Origin of the sequence: Pseudomonas sp. S3(2024) (assembly GCF_036861315.1) — a bacterium.
GTDB classification, from domain to species: domain Bacteria; phylum Pseudomonadota; class Gammaproteobacteria; order Pseudomonadales; family Pseudomonadaceae; genus Aquipseudomonas; species Aquipseudomonas putida_A.
The window spans coordinates 183649-207535 of record NZ_JAZAQQ010000006.1 but is presented as its reverse complement, the minus strand read 5'-3'; the positions used below and the strand labels follow the sequence as shown (position 1 = coordinate 207535).

Below are 23887 nucleotides of genomic sequence, written 5' to 3'. Positions count from 1 at the left end.
AATGCGCTCCCCCTGTAGGAGTGAGCCTGCTCGCGATGGCGCCATAACAGTCACCGCAAAGATCCTCGGGTAGACCCGCGCTCAACCAGCACCGGCGCAAAATCCACTCTGCGCGCTACCTCGACATCCCCCCGCAAACGCTTGAGCAAACACTCAAACGCCCGCGCGCCAATCTCGGCTGTGGGCTGGGCGAGGGCGGTAATTCCGCTGCCGACCAACGGGTACCAATCCAGATCATCCAGGGCAATCAGCCCGACATCTTCAAATAGCCGACACCCGATTTCGCGCAAGGCCAGGGTGCAGGCCAGCGCCGCCACACCGTTGGCGCAGAACAGTGCTTTAGGCCCAGTCGCCGGTGTGTCCAAAAAGATTTGAAGATGAGTGGCGAGTGCGTCGCTGGTTTCCAACACGGCCCCGGTCAGCCCGGAGCGCTGGGCAATCTGCGTCTGAAAACTGCTGACCCGCTCGATCCGCGAACTGGTGCCGTCATAAGGCTCAGTCACCAGCAACACATCGCGATAGCCGCGCTGTTCCAGGTGCTTCAGCGCCATCTCAACAGCTTGCGGATTGTTCAGCCCGACCATGTCGCTGTCGAGGCCATCGACCTTGCGGTCCACCAGCACCAGGGGCATTTCCCGGTGCAACTCGTGGAGTTCGTCACGGTGATGGCCTAGGGTGTTCACGATCAGCCCCTCGATGTTGTACGAGCGCAACAGCGCCAGATGCTGGCGCTCCTGCTCGTCGTCGCGGTCGGTGTTGCACACCACCAGGCTGTAGCCGTGCGCACGGCAGGCGGTTTCCACCCCGTGCATCACGGCAATCGAATAAGGGTTGCGGATATCGGCCACCAGCATGCCGATCAGGCGCGTGCGCCCGCGTTTCAGACCACGGGCCATCTGGTTCGGGCGATAACCCAGCTCACTGATCGCCTGCTCGATACGCAAGGCGATGGCATCGGAGAGCAGGGCGCGGTCGTCGCCGATGAAGCGCGAGACGCTGGCCTTGGATACGCCGGCGCGTTCGGCAACATCAAGCATGGTCACGCGGCTGCGCTGGGCGGCGGAGAAGTCGTTCACGGTCTGAAACCTATTATTGGATTTATTCGTTTCATGCGCCGCGATGGCGCTGAAACCGGTTTCAGGAAACACCAGAAGCTGACACTCCGTCAAGTGAATGCGCGTGGTACTTCAACTTGGCGCCGACGGGCGGTGCTCAGCGTTATTGAAGTATCTGCGCAATGCTCAGCCAAACAGGCCGGCAGCAATATTGATCGAAAAGCCCAGAATCGCGGTGTTGAACACAAAGCCGATCAATGATTGCGCCAGGACGATCTTGCGAATATCGCGGGTAGCCACGCCGACATCGGCAGTCTGCACCGCCACGCCGATGGTGAAGGAGAAATACAGGAAGTCCCAATAATTGGGCGTGGTCAGACCTTCAGCGAAACGCAGGGCCGGTTCCTTGCCATCCCAAGTGTAAAACAGGCGCGCGTAGTGCACACAGAAGATCACCCCGATCACCAGCCACGAACCTACCACGGTGACGGCGGTGAACGCGTAATGCAGAAGTTTGCGATGGGTATCCAGATCCTTGGTGCCGGCCAGTTCCAGGGTGATGGCGGCCAGGCTGGCCAACGCTGCGATACACACCACGAACAGCACCAGTCCGGCGTTTTCGTCCTCGACGACGGCGATGCGTTTGACGTCCGGTGCCTTGGCTCGGGTGGCGAGCCAGAACATCAGGATCAGGTAAGTCCAGACGCCGGCGTTCCAGCCGATGAGGATTTTGCTGACGACGGAGTCGGCAGGGACCAGCAGGCCGGTGGCAAGGCCGACCAAAGCGGCGGCAGACAGGCGAGGGTGGGTGCGGGCGAGAAAGCGCATGGGGACTCGATGGGCCAGGATGTTTTTACACCTTAGCCCAGCGACGTCTCGGATGACCACTGACTTGACTGTTCGAATGACCTTGTGGGAGCGGGCTTGCTCGCGAAAGCGCTGTGTCAGCTACATGAATACTGACTGACACGACGCCTTCGCGAGCAAGCCCGCTCCCACAGGGCTCAGTGGTGTTTAGTGAGGCGTTGTACGAGCTTCATCACTACCACAAAGAACACCGGCACGAAAATCACCGGATGCACACTGCCCCGACTGCTCGATGACCTTGTGGGAGCGGGCTTGCTCGCGAAGGCGTCGTGTCAGTCAGTATTCATGTAGCTGACACATCGCTTTCGCGAGCAAGCCCGCTCCCACAGGGCTCAGTGGTGTTTAGTGAGGCGTTGTACGAGCTTCATCACTACCACAAAGAACACCGGCACGAAAATCACCGGATGCACACTGCCCCGACTGCTCGATGACCTTGTGGGAGCGGGCTTGCTCGCGAAAGCGGTGTGTCAGCTACATGAATACAGACTGACACGAAGCCTTCGCGAGCAAGCCCGCTCCCACAGGGATCAGTGGTGTTTGCTGAAGCGTTGTACGAGCTTCATTACTACTACAAAGAACAATGGCACGAAGATCACCGCCAGCGTCGCCGTGATCATGCCGCCGATCACTCCGGTGCCGATGGCCTGCTGGCTCGCCGAACTGGCGCCAGTGGCGATGGCCAGCGGCACCACGCCCAGGATGAACGCCAGCGAGGTCATGACGATCGGGCGCAGACGCAGGCGCGCGGCTTGCAACGTCGCGTCGATCAGGTCGTGACCTTCGTCGTACAGGCTCTTGGCGAACTCGATGATCAGGATCGCGTTCTTCGCCGACAGACCAATGATGGTAATCAGCCCGACCTTGAAGAACACATCGTTGGGCATGCCGCGCAAGGTCACCGCCAGTACTGCGCCGAGCACACCCAGCGGCACCACCAGCAGCACCGAAGTCGGAATCGACCAGCTCTCGTACAACGCCGCCAGGCACAGGAACACGATCAGCAACGACAGACCGAGCAGGATCGGCGCTTGGCTGCCGGACAAACGTTCCTGCAACGACAGCCCGGTCCACTCCTGACCCAGACCTTTCGGCCCCTGAGCGACCAAGCGTTCAATCTCCGCCATCGCTTCACCGGTACTGTGCCCCGGCGACGGTTCGCCGGAAATCGCAATCGCCGGGTAGCCGTTATAACGGGTCAGTTGCGCCGGGCCTTGCGTCCACTTGGCCTGAACGAACGCCGACAGCGGCACCATGTGCCCGGCGTTATTGCGCACATGCATTTTCAACAAATCATCAACCTGACTGCGCTGATCGCCTTCGGCCTGGACCACCACCCGCTGCATGCGCCCCTGATTGGGGAAGTCATTGATGTAGGAGGAACCCACGGCGGTAGACAACACGCTGCCGATGTCGGCGAACGACACGCCCAATGCATTGGCCTGTTTGCGGTCCACTTCCAGCTGTACCTGCGGTGCTTCGGCCAGCGCGCTTTCGCGCACGTTCATCAGCACCGGGCTTTTTTCTGCGGCGGCGAGCAATTCGGAGCGCGCCTGCATCAATGTCGCGTGACCGAGACCGCCGCGATCCTGCAGACGGAATTCGAAACCGCTCGACGTGCCGAGGCCGTCAACCGGCGGCGGCAACACAGCGAACGCGATGGCATCCTTGATCTGGCTCAGGGCGATATTGGCGCGATCGGCAATCGACGTAGCCGAATCGTCGCTGCCGCGCTCCGACCAGTCCTTGAGGGTGGTAAACGCCAGCGCCGCATTCTGCCCGCTGCCGGAGAAGCTGAAGCCGAGAATCACCGTGCTGTCGCCAACCCCCGGTTCACTGGCGTTGTGCGCTTCGATCTGCTCGACCACCTGCACCGTACGGTTTTTGCTCGCACCCGGCGGCAACTGAATGTCGGTGATGGTGTAACCCTGATCCTCAACCGGCAGGAACGAGGAGGGCAGGCGCGCAAAGCACAGGCCCATGCCGATCAGCAGCACGCCGTAGATCAGCAGATAACGCCCGCTGCGCCTCAGCGCGTAACCGACCCAGCCTTGATAACGATCGGTCAGTTGCTCGAAGCGGCGGTTGAACCAGCCGAAGAATCCGCTTTTCTCGTGGTGCTCGCCCTTGGCGATCGGCTTGAGCAGCGTGGCGCACAGTGCAGGCGTCAGAGTCAGGGCCAGGAACGCCGAGAACAGGATCGAGGTCGCCATCGACAGCGAGAACTGCCGGTAAATCACCCCCACCGAACCCTGCATGAACGCCATCGGGATGAACACCGCCACCAGCACCAGGGTAATGCCGATGATCGCCCCGGTGATCTGCTTCATCGCCTTGCGCGTCGCCTCTTTCGGCGACAGTCCTTCAGTGGCCATGATGCGCTCGACGTTTTCCACCACGACGATGGCGTCGTCCACCAGGATGCCGATCGCCAGCACCATGCCGAACATGGTCAGCACGTTGATCGAAAAGCCCAGTGCGAGCATGGTGGCGAAGGTGCCCATCAGGGCCACCGGCACCACCAGCGTCGGGATCAGCGTGTAGCGGATGTTCTGCAGGAACAGGAACATCACCGCAAACACCAGCAGCATCGCTTCGCCCAAGGTGTAAACCACTTTGGTGATCGAGACTTTGACGAACGGCGAGGTGTCATACGGAATCTTGTATTCGACGCCGGCCGGGAAGTAGCGCGACAGCTCGTCCATCTTCGCCCGGATCAAAGTGGCGGTCGCCAAGGCATTGGCCCCCGGGGCCAGTTGCACGCCGACGGCGGTGGACGGCTTGCCGTTCAGGCGCGTGCCGAACTGGTATTCCTGACTGCCGACTTCGACCCGTGCCACATCGCCGATGCGCACGGTGGAGCCGTCCGGATTGGCCTTGAGCACGATGTCGGCGAACTCTTCCGGCGTCGACAACTGCCCCTTGACCAGAATGGTCGCGGTGATTTCCTGCGAGGATGGGTTGGGCAAGTCGCCAATACTGCCCGCCGACACCTGGGCGTTTTGCGCGACGATGGCGGCGTTGACATCGGCCGGGGTCAGGTTGAAACCGATCAGCTTCTGCGGATCGATCCAGATCCGCATCGCCCGTTCGGCGCCATACAGCTGCGCCTTGCCGACGCCGTCGATGCGCTTGATTTCGTTCATCACGTTACGCGCCAGATAATCACTGAGCGCTACGTCATCAAGCTTGCCGTCGCTGGAGGTCAGGGTGATCAGCAGCAGGAAGCCGGCGGAGACTTTCTCCACCTGCAGGCCTTGCTGATTGACTGCCTGCGGCAGGCGCGACTCGACCACCTTGAGACGGTTCTGCACATCCACCTGAGCCAGTTCCGGGTTGGTGCCCGGCTGGAAGGTGGCCTTGATCGTAGCGCTGCCGAGGCTGCTCTGCGATTCGAAGTACAGCAGGTGATCGGCGCCGTTGAGTTCTTCTTCGATCAGGCTGACCACGCTTTCATCGACGGTCTGCGCCGAGGCGCCAGGGTACACCGCGTAGATTTCGATCTGTGGCGGCGCGACATCGGGGTACTGCGCCACCGGCAATTGCGGAATGGCCAGCGCACCGGCCAACAGGATGAACAGGGCGACAACCCAGGCGAACACCGGGCGATCGATAAAGAACTGCGGCATATGAAAGCGTCCTGCTTACTGACCAGAGGTCTGGGCAAGTGGAAGAGGGGTGTCGTCGATCTGCACTTTTTCGCCTGGACGGGCGTGTTGCAGGCCTTCGATGACAATGCGGTCGCCGGGCTTGAGGCCGCCGGTGACGATCCAGCGGTCGTTCTGCACCGCGCCCAGTTGCACCGGCTGCTGGGCGACGCGCATCTGCTCGTCGACGGTCAGCACCTGGGCGATACCCGCGCTGTCACGCTGCACCGCACGTTGCGGCACGGTGATGCCGTTCTGTACGGTGGCTTGTTGCAGACGTACACGGATGAAGCTGCCCGGCAGCAGGTCGAGATCGGGATTGGGGAACTCGCTGCGCAGAATGATCTGGCCGGTGCCCGGATCGACGCTGATGTCGCTGAACAGCAATTTGCCCGGCAGCGGATAGAGGCTGCCGTCATCCTGAATCAGGGTGGCCTTGACCTGATCCTGACCGACTGCCTGCAACTGCCCGGAACGGAACGCGCGACGCAGTTCGTTGAGTTCACGGGTCGACTGAGTAAGGTCGGCGTAGATCGGGTTGAGCTGCTGAATCAGCGCCAGCGGCGTGGTTTCGTTCTGCCCGACCAGCGCACCTTCAGTGACCAATGCACGGCCGACCCGCCCGGAAATCGGCGCGGTGACGGTGGCGTAGCCGAGGTTCAGCTTCGCGCGTTCCACTGCAGCTTTATTGGCCGCCACATCGGCGGCGGTTTGCCGGGCATTGGCGCGGGCGTTGTCGTAATCCTGAGCGCTGATGGCCTTGTCGTCGATCAACTGCGCGTAGCGTTGTTCCTGCAGCCTGGCCTGGAAGGCATTGGCCTCGGCCTTGCGCAACGCGGCTTCGGCGCTATCGAGATCAGCCTTGAACGGTGCCGGGTCGATGCGAAACAGCACGTCACCCTTTTTCACGTCGCTGCCTTCACGGAAGGTCCGTTGCAGCACCACGCCGGCCACCCGGGCGCGCACTTCGGCGATGCGTGGCGCGGCGATCCGCCCGCTCAGTTCGCTGCTGATCGACAGGGGGCGGGCCTCGATGGTCTCGATGCGCACGGTGGCTGGCGGCGCTTCTTCTTCGGCCTTCGAGGACGAATCACAGGCGCTCAGCAACAGCGCAGCGGCGATCAGGCCGAGCCCGGCCAGAAGATTTTTTGACATGTACCACCCCCAATATTGAAGCCCGCATCCTAAGGCCAGACGCCGAGGGTAGCGGTGAAGCTTTGTAGGCGCTGTGTGAAATTGTGTAAGGGTTTTACTCAGGGACGGGTGAGGGCGTATATCCTTTACGCCTTGAAATTTATTGCGACAGATAAACCGTCATCGCGAGCAGGCTCACTCCTACATTGGAACTGTGCCAGACACGAACCTTGTAGGAGTGAGCCTGCTCGCGATGAGGCCCAAACAGTCGCCACTGCACTTTCCTGGAACACCCCATGCCCAACATCCTCCTGGTCGAAGACGACACCGCCCTCGCCGAACTGATTTCCAGCTACCTGGAGCGCAACGGTTATTCCGTGAGCGTGATCGGCCGTGGCGACCACGTGCGCGAACGGGCACGGATCAATCCGCCGGACCTGGTGATTCTCGACCTGATGCTGCCGGGTCTCGACGGCCTGCAAGTCTGCCGCCTGCTGCGTGCCGATTCGGCAACCCTGCCGATCCTGATGCTGACCGCCCGCGACGACAGTCACGATCAGGTGCTGGGCCTGGAAATGGGCGCCGACGATTACGTCACCAAACCGTGCGAGCCACGGGTTCTGCTGGCCCGGGTGCGTACGTTGCTGCGGCGCAGCAGCCTTGGTGAGCCGATGACGGTCAATGACCGGATCGTCATGGGCAATCTGTGCATCGACCTGTCCGAGCGCACCGTGACCTGGCGCGAGCAACCGGTGGAACTGTCCAGCGGCGAATACAATTTGCTGGTGGTGCTGGCCCGGCATGCCGGGGAAGTGCTGAGCCGCGATCAAATCCTGCAACGCCTGCGCGGCATCGAGTTCAACGGCACCGACCGTTCGGTAGACGTGGCGATTTCCAAGCTGCGGCGCAAGTTCGACGACCACGCCGGCGAGGCGCGCAAGATCAAGACGGTATGGGGCAAGGGCTACCTGTTCAGCCGCTCCGAGTGGGAATGCTGAGCTGATGTTCAGAATCCTGTTTCGCCTGTATCTGGTGACGATCGTCTCCTACAGCGCGGCGATCTATCTGGTGCCGGATCTGGTGATCATGGCGTTCCGCGAGCGCTTCATCACCTACAACCTCGACTACTCGCGCGGCCTGCAATCGCTGATCACCCGGCAGTTTCACGCGGTGCCGCAGGATCAGTGGCCGGCACTGGCGCAGTCGATGGACAAGGACTTCCAGCCGCTGCACATCGCTCTGGCGCGCATCGACGACGCCGGTTTCACCGCCCCCGAGCAGGCGCGTTTGCGCCGTGGGGAAAACGTGGTGCGCATTGGCGATTGGGGATGGCGCACCTTGGCGGTCACGCCGCTGAACGATGACGTTGCCGTGCAGATGGTAGTGCCGCCGGATCCGCTGGACGTCAATCTGTTGTACTGGAGCATCAACGTGCTGATCGGTGCGAGCATGCTCGCCTGCCTGCTGCTGTGGATTCGCCCGCACTGGCGCGATCTGGAGCGCCTCAAGGGCGCTGCCGAACGCTTCGGCAAGGGCCACCTGAACGAGCGCACGCAAATCCCCGCCAGTTCCAACATCGGCAGCCTGGCCAACGTGTTCGACACCATGGCCGGCGATATCGAAAATCTGCTCAACCAGCAGCGCGACCTGCTGAATGCGGTGTCCCACGAATTGCGCACGCCGCTGACCCGTCTGGACTTCGGTCTGGCCCTGGCGCTGTCCGATGATTTGCCGGCGACCAGTCGCGAGCGCCTGCAAGGGCTGGTTGCGCACATTCGCGAACTGGATGAGTTGGTGCTGGAACTGCTGTCTTACAGCCGCCTGCAGAACCCGGCGCAGTTGCCGGAACAGGTCGAGGTTTCGCTGGATGAGTTCATCGACAGCATTCTGGGCAGTGTCGATGAAGAACTGGACTCGCCGGACATCGTCATCGATGTGCTGCTGCACGGTCAGCTCGAACGTTTCACGCTGGATCCGCGCCTGACCGCCCGAGCGATCCAGAACCTGCTGCGCAATGCCATGCGCTATTGCGAAAAACGCATTCAGATTGGCGTGCAGGTCAGCCCCGATGGTTGCGAGATCTGGGTCGACGACGATGGCATTGGCATTCCGGATGATGAGCGTGAGCGGATTTTCGAACCGTTTTATCGACTTGATCGCAGTCGTGATCGGGCTACCGGCGGCTTTGGTCTGGGCCTGGCCATCAGCCGTCGGGCGCTGGAGGCGCAGGGCGGGACCTTGACGGTTGAAAGTTCGCCGTTGGGTGGGGCGCGGTTCAGGTTGTGGTTGCCTGACATGACTTGACCCGAAACCCGTGGGAGCGGGCTTGCTCGCGAAGGCGGAGTGTCAGTCGACATAAATTAATCTGACACACCGCTTTCGCGAGCAAGCCCGCTCCCACAGGGGGGTTGTGTTGGTCAGATCAGTTGGTTTGACTGAATCAGGCCAACCCCGGCCGTCTGCATCCGCTCCATCGCCGCTGCCAGTGACCCATCCCTGTCAATGGCACGACAGGCATCCAGCACCACGAACGCGTTGAACCCCGCCGCCCGTGCATCCAGCGCAGAAAACATCACGCAGAAATCCAACGCCAGACCGACCATGTACACCGTGTCGATACCGCGCTCCTTCAGATAACCGGCCAGACCGGTGGTGGTGCGCCGGTCCGCTTCGAGAAACGCCGAATAGCTGTCGATGTCCGGATTACAGCCCTTGCGGATGATCAGTTGCGCGTGCGGCAGGTTCAGCTCGGGGTGAAACTCGGCGCCGGCAGTGCCTTGCACACAATGCTCCGGCCAGAGTACCTGCTCGCCGTAGGGCAACTGAATTACCTCGTAAGGCTGGTGTCCGGGGTGGCTTGAGGCAAAGGACGCGTGGCCGCTCGGGTGCCAGTCCTGGGCAATCACCACCTGTTTGAACAGGCCACCGAGGCGATTGATCAGCGGCACGATCTGATCGCCTTCGGGCACGGCCAACTGGCCGCCGGGGATGAAGTCGTTCTGCACGTCAATGACCAGCAGGGCGGTGCGGGGTGAAATCTGCATCGGGGCTTCCTCCTTGGATAATCACCCGCTCAGCATAGTGGAGCGGCACTCACGCGCCCAGCTTGTCGACCAGGTGTTTTGCCAGGTCTTCCAGCGCCGGCGCCGGGTTGTGCCCGATCAACATCCACGCATGCTCACCTTCGGTCCAGTACACCACGTTCATTTCGTGGCGCCGTTCGTGCGCCAAAGGCTGGCTGCCACTGTTGGAGCGAGTCACGCACAAGGCCAGCGGCCCGTGTTTCGCATCGAGATAGGTCAGTTGCGCAATCGGCACACCGTCGTACTCGAGCATTTGTGCACGCTTGAGTTCGGCGCCCGGCAACTTCACCAGTGCCGGCGACAGACTCAGCCCCAAGCGTGCATCTACCGCACGCAGTTGCGATCGCTGGCTGGCTTCGTCACTGGGCAGGTGATCGAGGGTTTGCGGCACATACAGTGCCATGTAGTCGCCCACCAGGGCGCGCCAGTTATGCGTTTGCTGCGTTTGCCAGGCGAGAAACAGGCGATCGGCCAACACGCCGCCCGCCAGCAGACTCGCGGCGGCCGCACCGATGAACCAGCGTCTGCTCAGGCCTGGCTGCTGAGGGGCGGGGATGGCATCGAGGCGCGCCTGCAAACGTTCCAGCGGTGCCTGTTGCGCCAGTTCGTCATAGGCATCCTTGTACGGCAGGCTGCTGCGTTCGAACCATTGCACGCGCAGGCTGAGCAACGGGTCGTCGGCAATCGCGCCGTCGAGTTGGGCGCGATACGCGGGGTCCAGCTCGTCGTCGAGGTAGGCCACCAGTTGTTCGTCGGAGGGCTTGTTCATGGGTGGTCACCTCCGGTGGTTTTCGGCACGGCTTGCAGCGGCGGGTACTCGGCCAGTTTCAGTCGCGCGGTGGCCAGACGGCTCATCACCGTGCCGATCGGCACTTGCAGGATCTCGGCGACTTCGCGGTAGGACAGGCCTTCGACATAAGCCAGATACACGGTTTCGCGCTGGGTTTCCGGCAACGCATCGACCCGGCGAATCACTTGCGCCGCCATCACATGAGTCTGCGCGGCGTATTCGCCATCGAAGGCCAGTTGCGCGTCGGCATCGACCTGACCAGCGCCCTGACGCACCCGGCGGGCGCGCACTTCGTTGAGCCAGATTGAATGCAGGATGCTCAGCAGCCAGCGATCCATGCGCGTGCCGGCCACATATTGGCCGACACGTTCCAGCGCCCGCACACACGTGGCCTGCACCAGATCCTCGGCCACGTGACGATTGCGCGACAGCAGCAGGCCGTAGCGCCACAGCCGCGCCAGATGCTGTCCGAGTTCCGCTCTGAATGCCTGATCGCTGACGATGATGGCGTTCCTTTATCTATATCAGGTTTTCGATGAATCGTTGATGGCTTCAGCCAGGTCCTGGTATTCCTCGCAGGCGGTGCCGCAAATCGATTTGATCTGCTGCAATTGCTCCTGCGCCAGGTCGACGCGGCCTTTGATCACATAGGCTTCGCCGAGGTATTCACGCACTTGCGCGTACTGCGGATCGAGTTTCACCGATTGCAGGTAATAGCCGATGCCTTCATCGGTACGCCCCAGTTTTCGCGTGGCGTAACCGCGATAGTTGAGGGCTTTGGCGGTGTTCGGTTGTTGCAGGGTGTCGAGCAGGGCCAGGGCCTCTTCGTAGCGACCGTCCTTGGCCAATCGGTAGGCATAGTCGGTGCGATCGGCATCCCGTACGGCGCTGCTGGTCTGCAGCACACATTTTTGTGATTTGCTGTCCCAGACCTGGCCTTTGGGGCAGTTGGGCTTCTGCACGGGCGCGCTTTCATCACCGTTGGCAAACGCCATCGATGCGGACAACACGGTGACCAGCAGCAACGGGGCGGCGAACATAACGGAACGGATAGTCATGGGCAAGGCTCCACAGAGGGTTATGTTTCACTTTGAACACCACAGCCCGGCATTTTATTCATTGCTTTGTCAGGCTCTGTTCAAGGTACGCGCAAATCGCGGCGTTATGCTCGGCTACGCCCGCCGTCCATCCAGCGCTTTGCCATGCCCCGGCGCTGACACACGAGGAACTGCCATGAAAGATCAGGTCCATCACTCCGCTGCTGCCGGCTACAAGACTGCCGCTGACACCTACATCAAGGGCCGCCCGGACTACCCGCCGCAGGTCAGTCAGTGGCTGACCCAGACGTTGGGTCTGGACAGTCACAAGACCGTCATCGATCTGGGCGCCGGCACCGGCAAGTTCACCGGACGGCTGGCGGCCACCGACGCGCAGGTGATCGCCGTGGAACCGGTGGCGCAGATGCTGGAAAAACTTTCCGCTGCCTGGCCGCAGGTGTTGGCGGTTAGCGGCACCGCGACCGATCTGCCATTGCCTGACGCGTCGGTGGATGCAGTGGTCTGCGCGCAGGCGTTCCATTGGTTCGCCACCCCGGAAGCCCTGACGGAAATCGCCCGCGTGCTCAAGCCTGGCGGCAAGCTTGGGTTGATCTGGAACCTGCGCGATACGCAAGTCAGCTGGGTGCCGAAACTCGACGCGATCGTGAATGCGCTGGAGGGGGACACGCCGCGTTACTACACCGGCCAATGGCGTCAGGCGTTTCCGCATCCGGCGTTCGGGCCGTTGCAGTTGCAGCAGTTTCATCATGGGCACACCGGCTCGCCCGAGGACGTGATCTTCAATCGGGTGCGCTCCACCAGTTTCATTGCGGCCTTGCCGCAGGCGCAGCGCGACAAGGTTGATGAGCAGATTCGCGCGTTGATTGCCTCGGAGCCGGCGTTGCGTGGGCGGCATGTGCTGACGGTGCCTTATGAGACGGCGGCTTATGTGGCAGTGAAGGTTAGTTAGATCGGCGGTGAGCCTATCGCGGGCAAGCCACGCTCCCACAGGTCTTGGGTGGATCACAACGTCTGTGATCAAACCTGACCCTGTGGGAGCGGGCTTGCTCGCGAAGAGGCCAGCCCTGACACCCCATTTCTCGAAGCAGTCCCGCATTTGGCCGAACCGCCATTGTCATGCCTTGTTATAGTTCGGGCCTCATTTTCTGCCCGGTAAAGGATCACTGCCATGACTCAATACACCGCCTTCAGCGTCGAACTGGCCGACAACATCGCGCATGTGCAGATCAATCGTCCGGAAAAGATCAACTCGATGAATGCTGCGTTCTGGAGCGAGATCGTCGAGATTTTCCAGTGGATCGATGACACCGATGAAGTGCGGGTGGTGGTGCTCAGCGGTAACGGTAAACATTTTTCCTCCGGCATCGACCTGATGATGCTCGCCGGCGTCGCCAACGAACTGGGCAAGGACGTCGGCCGTAACGCACGCCTGCTGCGGCGCAAGATTCTCACCCTGCAAGCCTCGTTCAACGCCGTCGACAACTGTCGCAAACCGGTACTGGCGGCGATTCAGGGCTACTGCCTCGGCGGTGCGATCGACCTGATCGCCGCGTGCGACATGCGCTACGCCGCCGAAGACGCGCAATTCTCGATCAAGGAAATCGATATCGGCATGGCCGCCGATGTTGGCACTTTGCAACGGTTGCCACGGATCATCGGGGACGGCATGCTGCGTGAACTGGCTTACACCGGCCGCACCTTCGGCGCTGAAGAAGCGCGCAGCATCGGCTTGGTCAATCGCGTGTATGGCGACAAAGAGCTGCTGCTCGACGGCGTCATGGACATTGCCCGTGACATCGCCAGCAAATCGCCAATTGCGGTCACCGGCACCAAGGAAATGATCAGCTACATGCGCGATCATCGCATCGACGACGGCCTCGAATACGTTGCCACCTGGAACGCCGCCATGTTGCAATCCACCGACTTGCGCGTGGCCATGGCCGCCCATATGAGTAAACAGAAACCCGAATTTCTGGATTGAGAAACCATGACAGCTCGCTGGACCACTGCAGTACTGGACACCGATCAACCCGGCGGCTGGGCCGTGGCGCGCAGTCCCGAAGGCTTTCTGTTCGATGACAACGGCGCACTGTTCCCGCGGGAATGGCTCAAGCGCCAGGACTTGTCGGTCCTCACTGAACACGGCATCGGCCACCTCGATGGCGAGCCGGTGTATCTGCTGGAGCTGCGCAGTTCCAGCGAGGTGCCGGGCTGCAACTGGAAAGGCCTGCGGGCGTTCATGCTCGATGGCGATCACACGATCTACAAAGTGCTGGGCTATGCCGCGCAGATCGGCACCTGGGCGCGTGAACATCGCTTTTGCGGCAACTGTGGGCAGGCGATGACGCAGGTGCCGCGCGAGCGAGCGATGTATTGCCGGCCGTGCGACTTGCGCAGTTATCCGCGCATTTCGCCGAGCATGATCGTGCTGATCACCCGCGGCGACGAGATCCTGCTGGCGCGCTCACCGCGTTTCGTCACCGGGGTCTACAGCACGCTGGCCGGGTTCGCCGAGCCGGGCGAGTCGGCGGAGGATTGCCTGATTCGCGAAGTACGCGAGGAAGTCAGCATCGAAGTGAAGAACATCCAGTACATGGGCAGCCAGTGCTGGCCGTTCCCGCATTCGATGATGCTCGGTTTCCATGCCGAATATGCCGGGGGCGAGATCATCTGCCAGGAAGACGAGATTGAAGACGCCCAATGGTTCAACGTGCACGATCTGCCGCCGTTGCCGGCGTCAAAATCGATTGCCCGTTATCTGATCGACGTCTACGTGGCCCGCCGCTTAGGCCACGCTGAACCAGTGTTGCCAGGCTAGGCGCACGGTCAAACCCAATACCACGGTGATGAACACCGGACGAATGAACTTGGCGCCGCCGCTGATCGCGGTGCGCGCCCCGAAGAACGCGCCGACCATCACCGACAGGCCCATGCTCAGGCCGATGATCCAGTCCACTTGCCCGGAAAACACGAACACCGACAGCGCCGCGATGTTGCTGACGAAGTTCATGCTGCGCGCCACACCGCTGGCCTTGACCAGGTCGATCGGGTAGAGCAGCAGGCTGCTGACCGTCCAGAACGCACCCGTGCCAGGGCCGGCCACGCCGTCGTAGAAACCGAGGCTGAAGCCTTGGGTCGATTGCCATTTCTTCTTGATCGGCGCGTCGCTGTCCAGCGGCGCTTTGGGCGTGCCGCCGAACAACAGATACAGGCCACAGGCGAAGACGATCACCGGCAGCATCTTGTTCAGCCATTCCGCCGGCAGGTAGTGCGCGACGATGGCACCGGTGAGCGCACCGACCAGGGTGCCGACGATCGCGTGCATCCACTGCCGGGGGTGGAACAGTTTGCGTCGGTAGAAGGTGAAACTGGCGGTGGCCGAGCCGAAAGTCGAACTGAGTTTGTTGGTGCCTAGCACCAGATGCGGTGGCAGGCCGGCAGTGAGCAGCGCCGGGGTGGTCAACAGACCGCCGCCGCCAGCAATGGCGTCGATGAAACCGGCAATGAAAGCGACAAGGGCCAGAACGGCCAGGGTGGTGAGGTCAACGCTGAGTTCGAAAGGCATGGAATCGGCTTATTCGGCAGGGCGCAGAAGGGCTGCGGGGAAGGGCTGACATGTTACTCATTTCCAGGTGTTGCGGCGACCCGTAAAGCTTCATCGCGAGCAGGCTCACTCCTACATTTGAAATGCGTTCCCCCTGTAGGAGTGAGCCTGCTCGCGATGGGGTCAGCCCTTTCAACTCAAAACCCAACTGTTGCCCACCCAACACCTCGACAACAAATCACCCTCCAACAATGCAACTCCATCAGCCTCAAGCCCAATAAAACCGGCCCTCTGGACGCTGGCACGCTTGCTGCTCTGTCCCATTGACCTTCCCAATGTCCCGAGGACACGCCAATGAGCAAGCAAGCCGTGAAATTCGCCTACTGGGTGCCGAACGTCAGTGGTGGCCTGGTGGTCAGCAAGATCGAGCAGCGCACCGACTGGGGCATCGACTACAACCGCAAACTGGCGCAACTCGCCGAAGCGGCGGGGTTCGAGTACGCCCTGACGCAGATCCGCTTTACCGCCGGTTACGGTGCCGAGTTCCAGCATGAGTCGGTGGCGTTCAGTCATGCGCTGCTGGCCGCTACCAGCAAACTCAAGGTGATCGCGGCGATTCTACCGGGGCCTTGGCAACCGGCGCTGGCGGCCAAGCAACTGGCGACCATCGATCAACTCACCAACGGCCGGATTGCGGTGAACATCGTCAGCGGTTGGTTCAAGGGCGAATTCCAGGCCATCGGCGAACATTGGCTGGAACACGACGAGCGCTACCGGCGTTCCGAAGAATTCATCCGCTCGCTGCGCGGGATCTGGAGCCAGGATAACTTCAGCTTTCGCGGCGATTTCTACCGCTTCGACAATTACAGCCTCAAACCGAAACCGCTGGGCCGCCCGGAAATCTTCCAGGGCGGCAGTTCCCGTGCGGCACGAGACATGGCGGCGCGAGTTTCGGACTGGTATTTCACCAACGGCAACAGTGTCGAAGGGATCAAGGCGCAGGTCGATGACATCCGGGCCAAAGCGGCGGCCAACAAGCATTCGGTGAAGATCGGCGTCAACGCCTTTGTCATCGCTCGCGACACTGAAGAAGAAGCGCGCGCGGTACTGGCGCAGATCATCGACCAGGCTGACCCGGAAGCGGTTAACGCCTTTGGTGACGCAGCGAAGCAAGCGGGCAGGGCATCACCGGAGGGTGAGGGCAACTGGGCGAAATCGACGTTCGAGGATCTGGTGCAGTACAACGACGGCTTCAAGACCAACCTGATCGGCACGCCACAGCAGATTGCCGAGCGGATTGTGGCGCTGAAAGCGGTGGGGGTGGATCTGGTGTTGGCGGGGTTTCTGCACTTTCAGGAGGAGGTGGAGTATTTCGGCAAGCGGGTGTTGCCGTTGGTGCGGGAACTGGAGGCTGAAAGGACTGCCGCAGTAGCCTGAACACCACAAAACCAATGTGGGAGCGGGCTTGCTCGCGAAGGCGTCGTGTCAGTCAATATTCATGTAACTGACAAACCGCTTTCGCGAGCAAGCCCGCTCCCACATTTTCGATCTATGTGAACTAGAGACCCAGTTCCGACAGCCCCGGATGATCATCCGGACGCCGCCCCAGCGGCCAATGGAACTTGCGCTCGCTTTCCTTGATCGGCATGTCGTTGATGCAGGCATAGCGCTGGAACATCAGGCCGTGCTCATCGAACTCCCAGTTTTCATTGCCGTAGGAACGAAACCAGTTGCCCGAATCGTCGCGCCATTCATAGGCGTAGCGCACGGCAATCCGCGTGTCCGAATACGCCCAGAGTTCCTTGATCAAACGGTAATCGAGTTCCTTGGCCCATTTGCGGGTCAGGAACGCCTTGGCTTCTTCGCGGTTGTTGGCGAACTCGGCGCGGTTGCGCCATTTTGTGTCGAGGGTGTAGGCCAGCGAAACCTTCTCGGGATCGCGGGAGTTCCAGCCATCTTCGGCCAGACGTACTTTTTCGATAGCCGATTCACGGTTGAACGGCGGTAAAGGCGGACGCACTTGGGCAGCAGTCGACATTTTCAGTCTCCCGATCTAATTAACGATTAAACAACGGTTGAGGCTTATTTAAGGCGTTACAGGTCCAATAACTTACGCGCCATGCATTGCGCATTATCAGCGGCACTGTGATCACCCATCACAAGCGCTACGGTAATGGCGCCGTCAATCAGGATCAGCAATTGTCTGGCCAGACGTTGCGGATCTTCGACGCCATGTTCGGTACACAGCTCGCACAGGTAGTCGAGCAGCTTCTGTTTGTGGTCTTTGGCGACCTGGCGCACCGGGTCTTCGGGATCACCGGTCTCGCCACTGGTATTGATGAAAGCACAGCCACGGAAGCCTTCCGAGGCGAACCAGCTTTTGAGCACGGTAAACAGGTTGAGCAGGCGGTCGGCCGGGGTTTCGGCCTGATCGACAGCACTTCTGTACCAATGCATCCAGCGCACGTCGCGGCGTTGCAGGGCGGCTACGGTCAGCTCCTCCTTGTTGGCGAAGTAGCGGTAGATGCTTTTTCTGGAGACGCCGGCGGTTTTCACCAGAAGATCCATGCCGGTGGCCGCGATGCCACTTTTGTAGATCAACTTTTCGGTGACATCCAGAATGATGTCGCGGGTCGAGGTGTCAGTGATTTCGTTCATGTGGCGAACAGTAGAACGATCGTTCTCCTTGGTCAAGCATTGATTTTCAGATTGCTTTCGCGAGCAGGCTCGCTCCCACATTTGAAATGCGATCCATTGTGGGAGCGAGCCTGCTCGCGAAGGGGGCATTACAGACAGTAACAAGACCCGAACCGGTTGATGGTGTAAGCTCTCGGGTTCTTCGGATTCGACCCATTGCGAGCCCTATGCCGTTGCTTTTCAAACGCTCTTTGCTGCCCAAACTGCGCAGCTTTCCGCTGACTGCCGAGGCCGTGACCATTCTGTCCGGCGCCGCCGAGTTCCGTCGTTGCCTGCTGGAGAAAATCGCTGAGGCGACCCGGCGCATCTACATCGTTGCGCTGTATCTGCAGCACGACGAGGCCGGTCAGGAAATCCTCGATGCCTTGCATGCCGCCAAGCTCAAGCGCCCGGAGCTGGAGATCGTCGTGGTGGTTGACTGGCTGCGCGCCCAGCGCGGGTTGATCGGTGCCGGCAAACAGCCGGGCAACTCGGCGTGGTACCAGGAAATGACCCGCACTCATCAGAGTGAAGTGCCGGTCTACGGCGTGCCGGTGCAGACCCGCGAACTGTTCGGCGTCCTGCATCTGAAAGGCTTTGTGATCGACGATTACGTGGTTTACAGCGGTGCGAGCCTGAACAACGTCTACCTGCACAAGTTCGACAAGTACCGTTTCGACCGCTACCACGTGCTGCACAGCCGCGAACTGGCGGATTCAATGCATCACCTGGTCAAGCACGGCCTGATCGAATCCAAGGCTGTGCATCGCCTCGACCTGCCGAACCTGCCGACTACCCGCAGCTTGCGCAACGACATTGGCGACCTGCGCAGCCGTCTCAAATATGCGGCGTACGACACCAGCGCCGGCAGCACCGCGCATACCGGCCTGTCGGTAAGTCCGCTGCTGGGCGTGGGCAAGAACAACCCGTTGAACCGGGTGATTGTCGAGCTGATCGCCAGTGCGCAACAGCAGCTGACCATCTGCACGCCGTACTTCAACCTGCCGCTGCCGATCATCCGCGAGGTCAACCGTGCGCTGGCCCGTGGGGTGAAGATCGACATCGTGGTCGGCGACAAGACGGCCAACGATTTCTACATTCCGCCGAGCGAGCCGTTCAAGGTGATTGCGGCGCTGCCGTATCTGTACGAAATCAGCCTGCGGCGTTTTGCCAAGCGGCATCAGCGCAACATCGACAGCGGCCAGTTGAACCTGCATCTGTGGCGTGACGGCGACAACAGCTATCACCTCAAGGGCATGTGGGTCGACCAGCGCTATACGCTGCTGACCGGCAACAACCTCAATCCACGGGCGTTCCGCCTCGACCTGGAAAACGCGCTGTTGATCGATGATCCGCAAGGCGAGTGGCTTGAGCCACGGGCGAAGGAGCAGCAAGAGATCTTCCGCAACACCACGCGGATTGCCAGCTTCCAGAACCTGGAAACCTTGCCGGAGTACCCGGCGGGGGTGGCGAAGTTTCTCAAGCGCGTGAGTCGGGTGCGGATCGAGCGGTTGCTCTACCGGATTTTGTAAACTTTCAGATTATTCGGTGCGGTTAAAACCGCTATCGCGAGCAGGCTCACTCCTACAGGGGAATGCATTCCAACTGTAGGAGTGAGCCTGCTCGCGATGGGGCACTTAAGGCCTCTACATCAATCAGTTCAGACCCAGCTTGCCACGCAACGTGGACAGGTCTTCCGCCAAGGTATTGACCGGGCCAACCAGCGCCTTGCGATCGTTGTCCTTCACCTTGTCATAAGTCTCGAAACCACCGTCCTTGGTCTTGTACTTGGCAAGGATCTTGTCCACAGTGGCGAAGTTCTTGTCGACTTTGGCAACAAACGCCTTGTCCTGTTTTTCGATCTGCGGACGGAACAGGTCGACGATTTTCTTCGCGCCGTCGATGTTGCCCTGGAAGTCATACAGGTCAGTGTGACTGTAACGGTCTTCTTCACCGGAGATCTTGGTCGCGGCAACCTCTTCCAGCAGTGCAGCCGCACCACCGACGACTTTCTCCGGCGGGAAGGTCAGGCCAGCGACGCGGGTTTGCAGGTCTTTCACATCGCTGTCGAGCTTGTCCGCCAGAGCGGTCAGGCCTTCAGTGGTTTTCTCCGAGAACAGCGAATATTCAATGCGGTGAAAACCGGTGAAGTCTTCAGCCTTCACGCCTTTTTCGTGGTCGTCGACGCGCGAGTCGATGGACGCATCGAGGTCACTGAACAGCTCGGCAATCGGCTCGATCGACTCGTAGTAGACGCGAGTCGGTGCGTAGAGTTTTTGTGCGGTGGCCAGGTCACCTTTCTTCACCGCATCGGTGAATTGTTTAGTGTGGCTGCCCAGTTCATCCAGTTGCTCGGTGACGTAGATCTTGTAGTCCGACACCGGGCCGACCAGATCCAGTGGCGCCGTCGCGGCGAACGTCGACAGCGGGGTGTTGAGCAAACCGAGGGTCAGCAGTAATGCGAGTGGCGACTTTTTCATGGAGCGGCTCCGAGGTTTTTTATGGTTAGGCAGCTGTTTTGGGTTGGGTGGCGTTGAGCAGCGAGCGACCGATGAAATCCTTGTCGCCGGTGACACCCGGAAGGGTGAAGAAGTAACCGCCGCCGACCGGTTTGAGGTATTCCTCAAGCGGCTCGCCGTTGAGCCGGGTCTGCACGGTGATGAAGCCTTTTTCCAGATCGGCCTGGTAGCAGATGAACAGCAGGCCCATGTCGAGCTGGCCGTTCTTGTTCACGCCGTTGGAGTAGTTGAACGGCCGGCGCAGGATCAGATTGGCCTGGCTCGCGGCGGTGCGCGGGTTGGCCAGGCGGATGTGCGCGTCGAGCTTGGTCAGTTTGCCTTCCGGGTCTTTGCTGTAATCCGGGACTTCGGTTTCATGGTTGGCGCCCATCGGTGCGCCCGTGGTCTTGACCCTGCCGATGATGCTTTCCTGTTCCTGCAACGGCGTACGGTCCCAGCGCTCGACGAAGTTGCGGATGATCCGCACCGCTTGATAGCTGCCGTGGGCCGCCCAGGCCGGCTCATCGCTGCCCGGTTGCACCCAGACAATCTTGTCCATGGCCTTGGCATCGTTGGAATCGGGGTTGGCCGAGCCGTCGCGGAAACCGAGAAAGTTACGCGCCGATTGCGCCGGCACACCCGGTTTCGCCGGAGCTTGCGGCGGCACGCTGCCTTCCTGTTTCCAGCGCACCAGCAGCAGGTCCGGCAGGTTCTTGACGATGTCGCGCAGGGCGTGAATGTTGGTGTCGGCGGTGTTCGAGCAGAATTGCAGGCTCAGATCGCCGTGGCAGCAATCGGCCTCCAGTGCATCGTTGGGGAAGCCGACCATGCGTTGCAGGCGCTTCGGTTTGGCGGCGGCCAGACCGAAGCGCTCGTCGAACAGCGATTCGCCTACCGAGACGGTGATGGTCAGGTTGTCCGGGGTCACCACCGGGCCGAGAATGCCGGAATCCGGCGGCGGCAGTTTCGGGTCGATCTGCGCCACCGGGCCGCCCTTCATCAGGAACGCGATGCGCTCGTTGAGGGTACGGAACAGCCGCTCCAGGTCTTCGCGATCGCTAGCCAGCACGTCGAAGGACACGAACATGCCGGACGCCGGACGCGGGGTGACGATCCCGGTCTGGTGCACGCCGTGGAAATCGTGGCGGTCTTCGGTCTTGTCGCTGCTCGGCGCTTCGGTGACTTGCGCCGGGGCCGCCGCCATGGCCGGGCAGCTCAGGGCCGAACCGGCCAGCGCAACACCGGCGACACCCATACCCATCAACAGGCGGCGACGTTGCAGATCGAGGTTTTGCAATTCTTTCATCGGTATTCGTCTTCTGCTTACAGGCCGGAGAGGCCGAGGGCGGGATCGATGCCATCCAGAGCGTCAGCCAGGGCCTGAGCCTTGTCGGCGATCTGTTTGCGTTGTTCGCCACTGACCATGTCGTAAGTGGCGTAGCCGTCCTTGACCTTGAAGCTGTTCAGTACGCTGTCGAAATCACTCAGCGCCGCGTCGATTTTCGGCAGCAGATCCGGCGCCGACTTGGTCAGCATCGGCCGCAGCAGCTCGACGACTTTGTGCGCGGTTTCCAGGTTGTTGGCGAAGCCGTTGAGGTCGGCGTGGCTGTAGCGTTCCTCTTCACCGCTGGCGGCGCGCACGTCGGCCAGGGTGTTGAGGTTGCGCACCACGATGCTCACCAGTTGCTCCGGTGGCAGCGATTGGGCCAGCAGTTGTTGCTTGAGCGTGGTGACGTCGGCCAGCAGGCGCTCGGCGACCGGGTTCAAGCCGTCGAGGCTGCGTTGCTGGAACAGTGCATATTCGACGCGGTGGAAGCCGACGAAGGCCGGATCCTGTTCGCGTTTTTCGAAGTAATCGGCGCGGGCATTGATGCTGTTGTCCAGTTCGGCCAGCCGTTGCGCGGCAGGCGCCAGACGCTGGTAAGCGGCACGCGCCGGCAGGTACAGCGCTTGTGCCTGGGCCAGGTCGCCGCTGGCAATCGCCTGATTCAGCGCGGTCACGGCTTTGATCAGCGCGCTGCCTTGCGTCGCCAGATACACGCGGAACTCCGACAGCGGCCCAACGAAGGCGACCATCGATGGCTTGGCCTTGGCGGCAGCATCGGAGGCTGCCGTCGGCGTCACGTGCAGTACGCCACGCGGATTGCTCAGCAGACCGCAAGTGATCGCGTAGTCGCCGGGTTGCAGGTTGGCGTTGATCACCTGGCTCAGGCCCGGCGCGATGTTTTCGCGCTCTTCGATCACCAGCACGCCGTCGAGGATTTCCCACTCCACCGCCCGGTCAGAACGGTTGACGATGCGGAAACTGGCGCGGCCGGCGGGAACCGTCAGCTCGTTCGGATCGCAGCTGTGCGCGTTGATGTTGACCACCACTTCATCATGGTTGTGCTGACGCTTGGCCGCGGCCATTTTCGAGGCGTAGTAGAACAGGCCTCCGGCGGCAATCATCACGACCACCGAACCGGCCACCGCCCAGCGCAAGGCGCGGGGAGGCGAGGCCTGAGGAGTATTAGGCTTTGACATGGAGGCCCTTATTGGCTGGAAACGGAAGACGATTTGCCGGCGGCGTCAGCGCTGGAGGCCGGCGCGGCGGGGTAGAAAAACATCACCAGCGCCAGCACCAGATAAATCAGGTACGCACCGAGAGTGCTGACGGTCGGCGCATCCTGATACCCGAACATGCCGGCCAGCACCGAACCCAGCGGGCCGTCCATCGGCAGCGTCGCGCTGAAGTCGAACAGCACGGTTTGCAGGTGATTCCACACGCCGGCTTCATGCAGCGCCTGCACCGAATTGGCGAGGATCCCGGCGGCGACCACCAGAATGAACAACCCGGTCCACTTGAAGAACGCCGACAGGTTCAGGCGCATGCTGCCGCTGTAGATCAGGAAGCCGACGACAATCGCCAGCACCAGGCCGAGCAGGGCACCGATCGGCGCGCCCGGGCCTTCGCTCTGCTGGAACACCGCGAGCAGAAAGAACACGGTTTCCAGGCCTTCGCGAGCCACGGCGAAGAACACCATGGCGATCAGCGCGATTACCTGATGCTTTGACGAAGTCAGAGCGTGATCCAGCGAGGCCTGCAGCGAATGCTTGATCGAACGCGCGACCTTGCGCATCCAGAACACCATCGAGCTGAGAATGCCTACCGCGACCAGACCGACAATGCCTTCAAACAACTCCTGCTGTTTCTGTGGGAATTCGGCGCTGACCAGCTCCAGACCACCGCCGACTAGCAGCGCCAGAGCGGCGGCGAGGAAGACGCCGATCCACACTGCCGGCATCCACTGGCCACGACCGGTCTGTTGCAGGTAGCTGGCGATGATGCCAACGATCAGCGCGGCTTCAATGCCTTCGCGCAGCATGATCAGAAAGGGAACGAGCATTCGGTGTCCACTAAGTCATTCGAAGAAGTTACAAGTTGTAACATAATGACAACCATTCTCACATGACAATGATTGACATAAACCTGAACGCAAGCTGAACAACCTGTTTTTTGCCACGCACAAATCCCTGTGGGAGCGGGCTTGCTCGCGAA

General features: G+C 61.0%; 22 protein-coding genes. 7 read left to right on the top strand and 15 right to left on the bottom strand.

All coding sequences use genetic code 11. The annotated features are described in order from the left end of the window. Positions 1 to 50 precede the first annotated feature (50 nt). The 4 genes from VLA07_RS17420 to VLA07_RS17405 all read right to left on the bottom strand — a co-directional run bounded on the left by VLA07_RS17420 (position 51) and on the right by VLA07_RS17405 (position 6721). Positions 51 to 1076: a LacI family DNA-binding transcriptional regulator gene (locus VLA07_RS17420; protein WP_333989925.1), complete on the bottom strand. Its 1026-nt coding sequence runs from the start codon at positions 1074 to 1076 to the stop codon at positions 51 to 53. A 165-nt stretch (positions 1077 to 1241) separates the two neighbouring features. Then, entirely contained in the window at positions 1242 to 1883 is a 642-nt protein-coding gene (locus tag VLA07_RS17415) for a DUF1345 domain-containing protein (RefSeq protein WP_330207279.1), read from the bottom strand. 566 nt (positions 1884 to 2449) lie between these two features. After that, positions 2450 to 5548, bottom strand: coding sequence for an efflux RND transporter permease subunit (locus tag VLA07_RS17410; protein WP_333989924.1), 3099 nt, complete (start codon positions 5546 to 5548; stop codon positions 2450 to 2452). Positions 5549 to 5563: 15 nt separating this feature from the next. Next, complete coding sequence (locus VLA07_RS17405; protein ID WP_096797435.1) at positions 5564 to 6721, bottom strand: efflux RND transporter periplasmic adaptor subunit; 1158 nt, start codon at positions 6719 to 6721, stop codon at positions 5564 to 5566. Positions 6722 to 6996: 275 nt separating this feature from the next. Here VLA07_RS17405 and VLA07_RS17400 point away from each other — a divergent pair, with 275 nt between their 5' ends. Both VLA07_RS17400 and VLA07_RS17395 read left to right on the top strand, forming a co-directional pair. Beyond that, positions 6997 to 7698 carry a response regulator transcription factor gene (locus VLA07_RS17400; protein WP_003224662.1) on the top strand — a complete coding sequence of 234 codons (702 nt, stop codon included), beginning with the start codon at positions 6997 to 6999 and terminating at the stop codon, positions 7696 to 7698. A gap of 4 nt (positions 7699 to 7702) precedes the next feature. After that, entirely contained in the window at positions 7703 to 9004 is a 1302-nt protein-coding gene (locus VLA07_RS17395; protein ID WP_333989916.1) for an ATP-binding protein, read from the top strand. Positions 9005 to 9117: 113 nt separating this feature from the next. Here VLA07_RS17395 and pncA read toward each other — a convergent pair whose 3' ends face one another. From pncA to VLA07_RS17375, 4 genes are all read right to left on the bottom strand, one after another. Then, positions 9118 to 9744: a bifunctional nicotinamidase/pyrazinamidase gene (gene pncA / locus VLA07_RS17390; RefSeq protein WP_098963969.1), complete on the bottom strand. Its 627-nt coding sequence runs from the start codon at positions 9742 to 9744 to the stop codon at positions 9118 to 9120. Between the two features lie 49 nt (positions 9745 to 9793). After that, positions 9794 to 10552, bottom strand: a complete 759-nt coding sequence (locus tag VLA07_RS17385) for an anti-sigma factor family protein (protein ID WP_333989912.1) — start codon at positions 10550 to 10552, stop codon at positions 9794 to 9796. Then, positions 10549 to 11034 (bottom strand): RNA polymerase sigma factor, encoded by a 486-nt coding sequence (locus VLA07_RS17380; RefSeq protein WP_221303486.1) that lies wholly within the window; start codon positions 11032 to 11034, stop codon positions 10549 to 10551. Before VLA07_RS17380 ends, VLA07_RS17385 begins: the two co-directional genes overlap by 4 nt. A 63-nt stretch (positions 11035 to 11097) precedes the next feature. After that, positions 11098 to 11631: a tetratricopeptide repeat protein gene (locus VLA07_RS17375; RefSeq protein WP_027611978.1), complete on the bottom strand. Its 534-nt coding sequence runs from the start codon at positions 11629 to 11631 to the stop codon at positions 11098 to 11100. 175 nt (positions 11632 to 11806) lie between these two features. Here VLA07_RS17375 and VLA07_RS17370 point away from each other — a divergent pair, with 175 nt between their 5' ends. The 3 genes from VLA07_RS17370 (at position 11807) to nudC (ending at position 14449) form a co-directional block, all read left to right on the top strand. Then, positions 11807 to 12580, top strand: coding sequence for a class I SAM-dependent methyltransferase (locus VLA07_RS17370; RefSeq protein ID WP_330207284.1), 774 nt, complete (start codon positions 11807 to 11809; stop codon positions 12578 to 12580). A 219-nt stretch (positions 12581 to 12799) separates the two neighbouring features. Continuing rightward, on the top strand, positions 12800 to 13612 hold the full coding sequence (locus VLA07_RS17365; RefSeq protein ID WP_096796076.1) for a crotonase/enoyl-CoA hydratase family protein: 813 nt from the start codon (positions 12800 to 12802) through the stop codon (positions 13610 to 13612). Positions 13613 to 13618: 6 nt separating this feature from the next. Beyond that, positions 13619 to 14449, top strand: a complete 831-nt coding sequence (gene nudC, locus VLA07_RS17360) for an NAD(+) diphosphatase (protein WP_330207286.1) — start codon at positions 13619 to 13621, stop codon at positions 14447 to 14449. Here the strand turns inward: nudC and VLA07_RS17355 are convergent. After that, a complete protein-coding gene (locus VLA07_RS17355) occupies positions 14417 to 15196 on the bottom strand; it encodes a TSUP family transporter (RefSeq protein ID WP_027611974.1) in 780 nt (259 codons plus the stop codon). The two genes, nudC and VLA07_RS17355, sit on opposite strands and share 33 nt — an antisense overlap. 333 nt (positions 15197 to 15529) lie before the next feature. Here VLA07_RS17355 and sfnG point away from each other — a divergent pair, with 333 nt between their 5' ends. Continuing rightward, positions 15530 to 16612 carry a dimethylsulfone monooxygenase SfnG gene (gene sfnG, locus VLA07_RS17350; protein WP_247267620.1) on the top strand — a complete coding sequence of 361 codons (1083 nt, stop codon included), beginning with the start codon at positions 15530 to 15532 and terminating at the stop codon, positions 16610 to 16612. Between the two features lie 121 nt (positions 16613 to 16733). Here sfnG and VLA07_RS17345 read toward each other — a convergent pair whose 3' ends face one another. Beyond that, positions 16734 to 17213, bottom strand: coding sequence for a nuclear transport factor 2 family protein (locus VLA07_RS17345; protein ID WP_115989829.1), 480 nt, complete (start codon positions 17211 to 17213; stop codon positions 16734 to 16736). 56 nt (positions 17214 to 17269) lie between these two features. Beyond that, positions 17270 to 17833: a TetR/AcrR family transcriptional regulator gene (locus VLA07_RS17340; RefSeq protein ID WP_096796073.1), complete on the bottom strand. Its 564-nt coding sequence runs from the start codon at positions 17831 to 17833 to the stop codon at positions 17270 to 17272. A 206-nt stretch (positions 17834 to 18039) separates the two neighbouring features. Here VLA07_RS17340 and pssA point away from each other — a divergent pair, with 206 nt between their 5' ends. Then, the gene (pssA, locus tag VLA07_RS17335) at positions 18040 to 19383 is read left to right on the top strand and encodes a CDP-diacylglycerol--serine O-phosphatidyltransferase (protein ID WP_135295766.1); all 1344 of its coding nucleotides are present in this window, start codon (positions 18040 to 18042) and stop codon (positions 19381 to 19383) included. 123 nt (positions 19384 to 19506) lie between these two features. Here the strand turns inward: pssA and efeO (VLA07_RS17330) are convergent, their stop codons facing one another. From efeO (VLA07_RS17330) to efeU, 4 genes are read right to left on the bottom strand one after another with little or no spacing between them, the layout of a single operon-like run. Next, positions 19507 to 20331, bottom strand: a complete 825-nt coding sequence (gene efeO, locus VLA07_RS17330) for an iron uptake system protein EfeO (protein ID WP_333989901.1) — start codon at positions 20329 to 20331, stop codon at positions 19507 to 19509. A 25-nt stretch (positions 20332 to 20356) separates the two neighbouring features. Beyond that, positions 20357 to 21655 (bottom strand): iron uptake transporter deferrochelatase/peroxidase subunit, encoded by a 1299-nt coding sequence (efeB, locus tag VLA07_RS17325; protein WP_097089703.1) that lies wholly within the window; start codon positions 21653 to 21655, stop codon positions 20357 to 20359. A gap of 17 nt (positions 21656 to 21672) precedes the next feature. Next, positions 21673 to 22872 carry an iron uptake system protein EfeO gene (efeO, locus tag VLA07_RS17320; RefSeq protein WP_333989899.1) on the bottom strand — a complete coding sequence of 400 codons (1200 nt, stop codon included), beginning with the start codon at positions 22870 to 22872 and terminating at the stop codon, positions 21673 to 21675. Between the two features lie 8 nt (positions 22873 to 22880). Further along, positions 22881 to 23735: an iron uptake transporter permease EfeU gene (gene efeU / locus VLA07_RS17315; RefSeq protein ID WP_027611967.1), complete on the bottom strand. Its 855-nt coding sequence runs from the start codon at positions 23733 to 23735 to the stop codon at positions 22881 to 22883. Between the last annotated feature and the right edge of the window lie 152 nt (positions 23736 to 23887).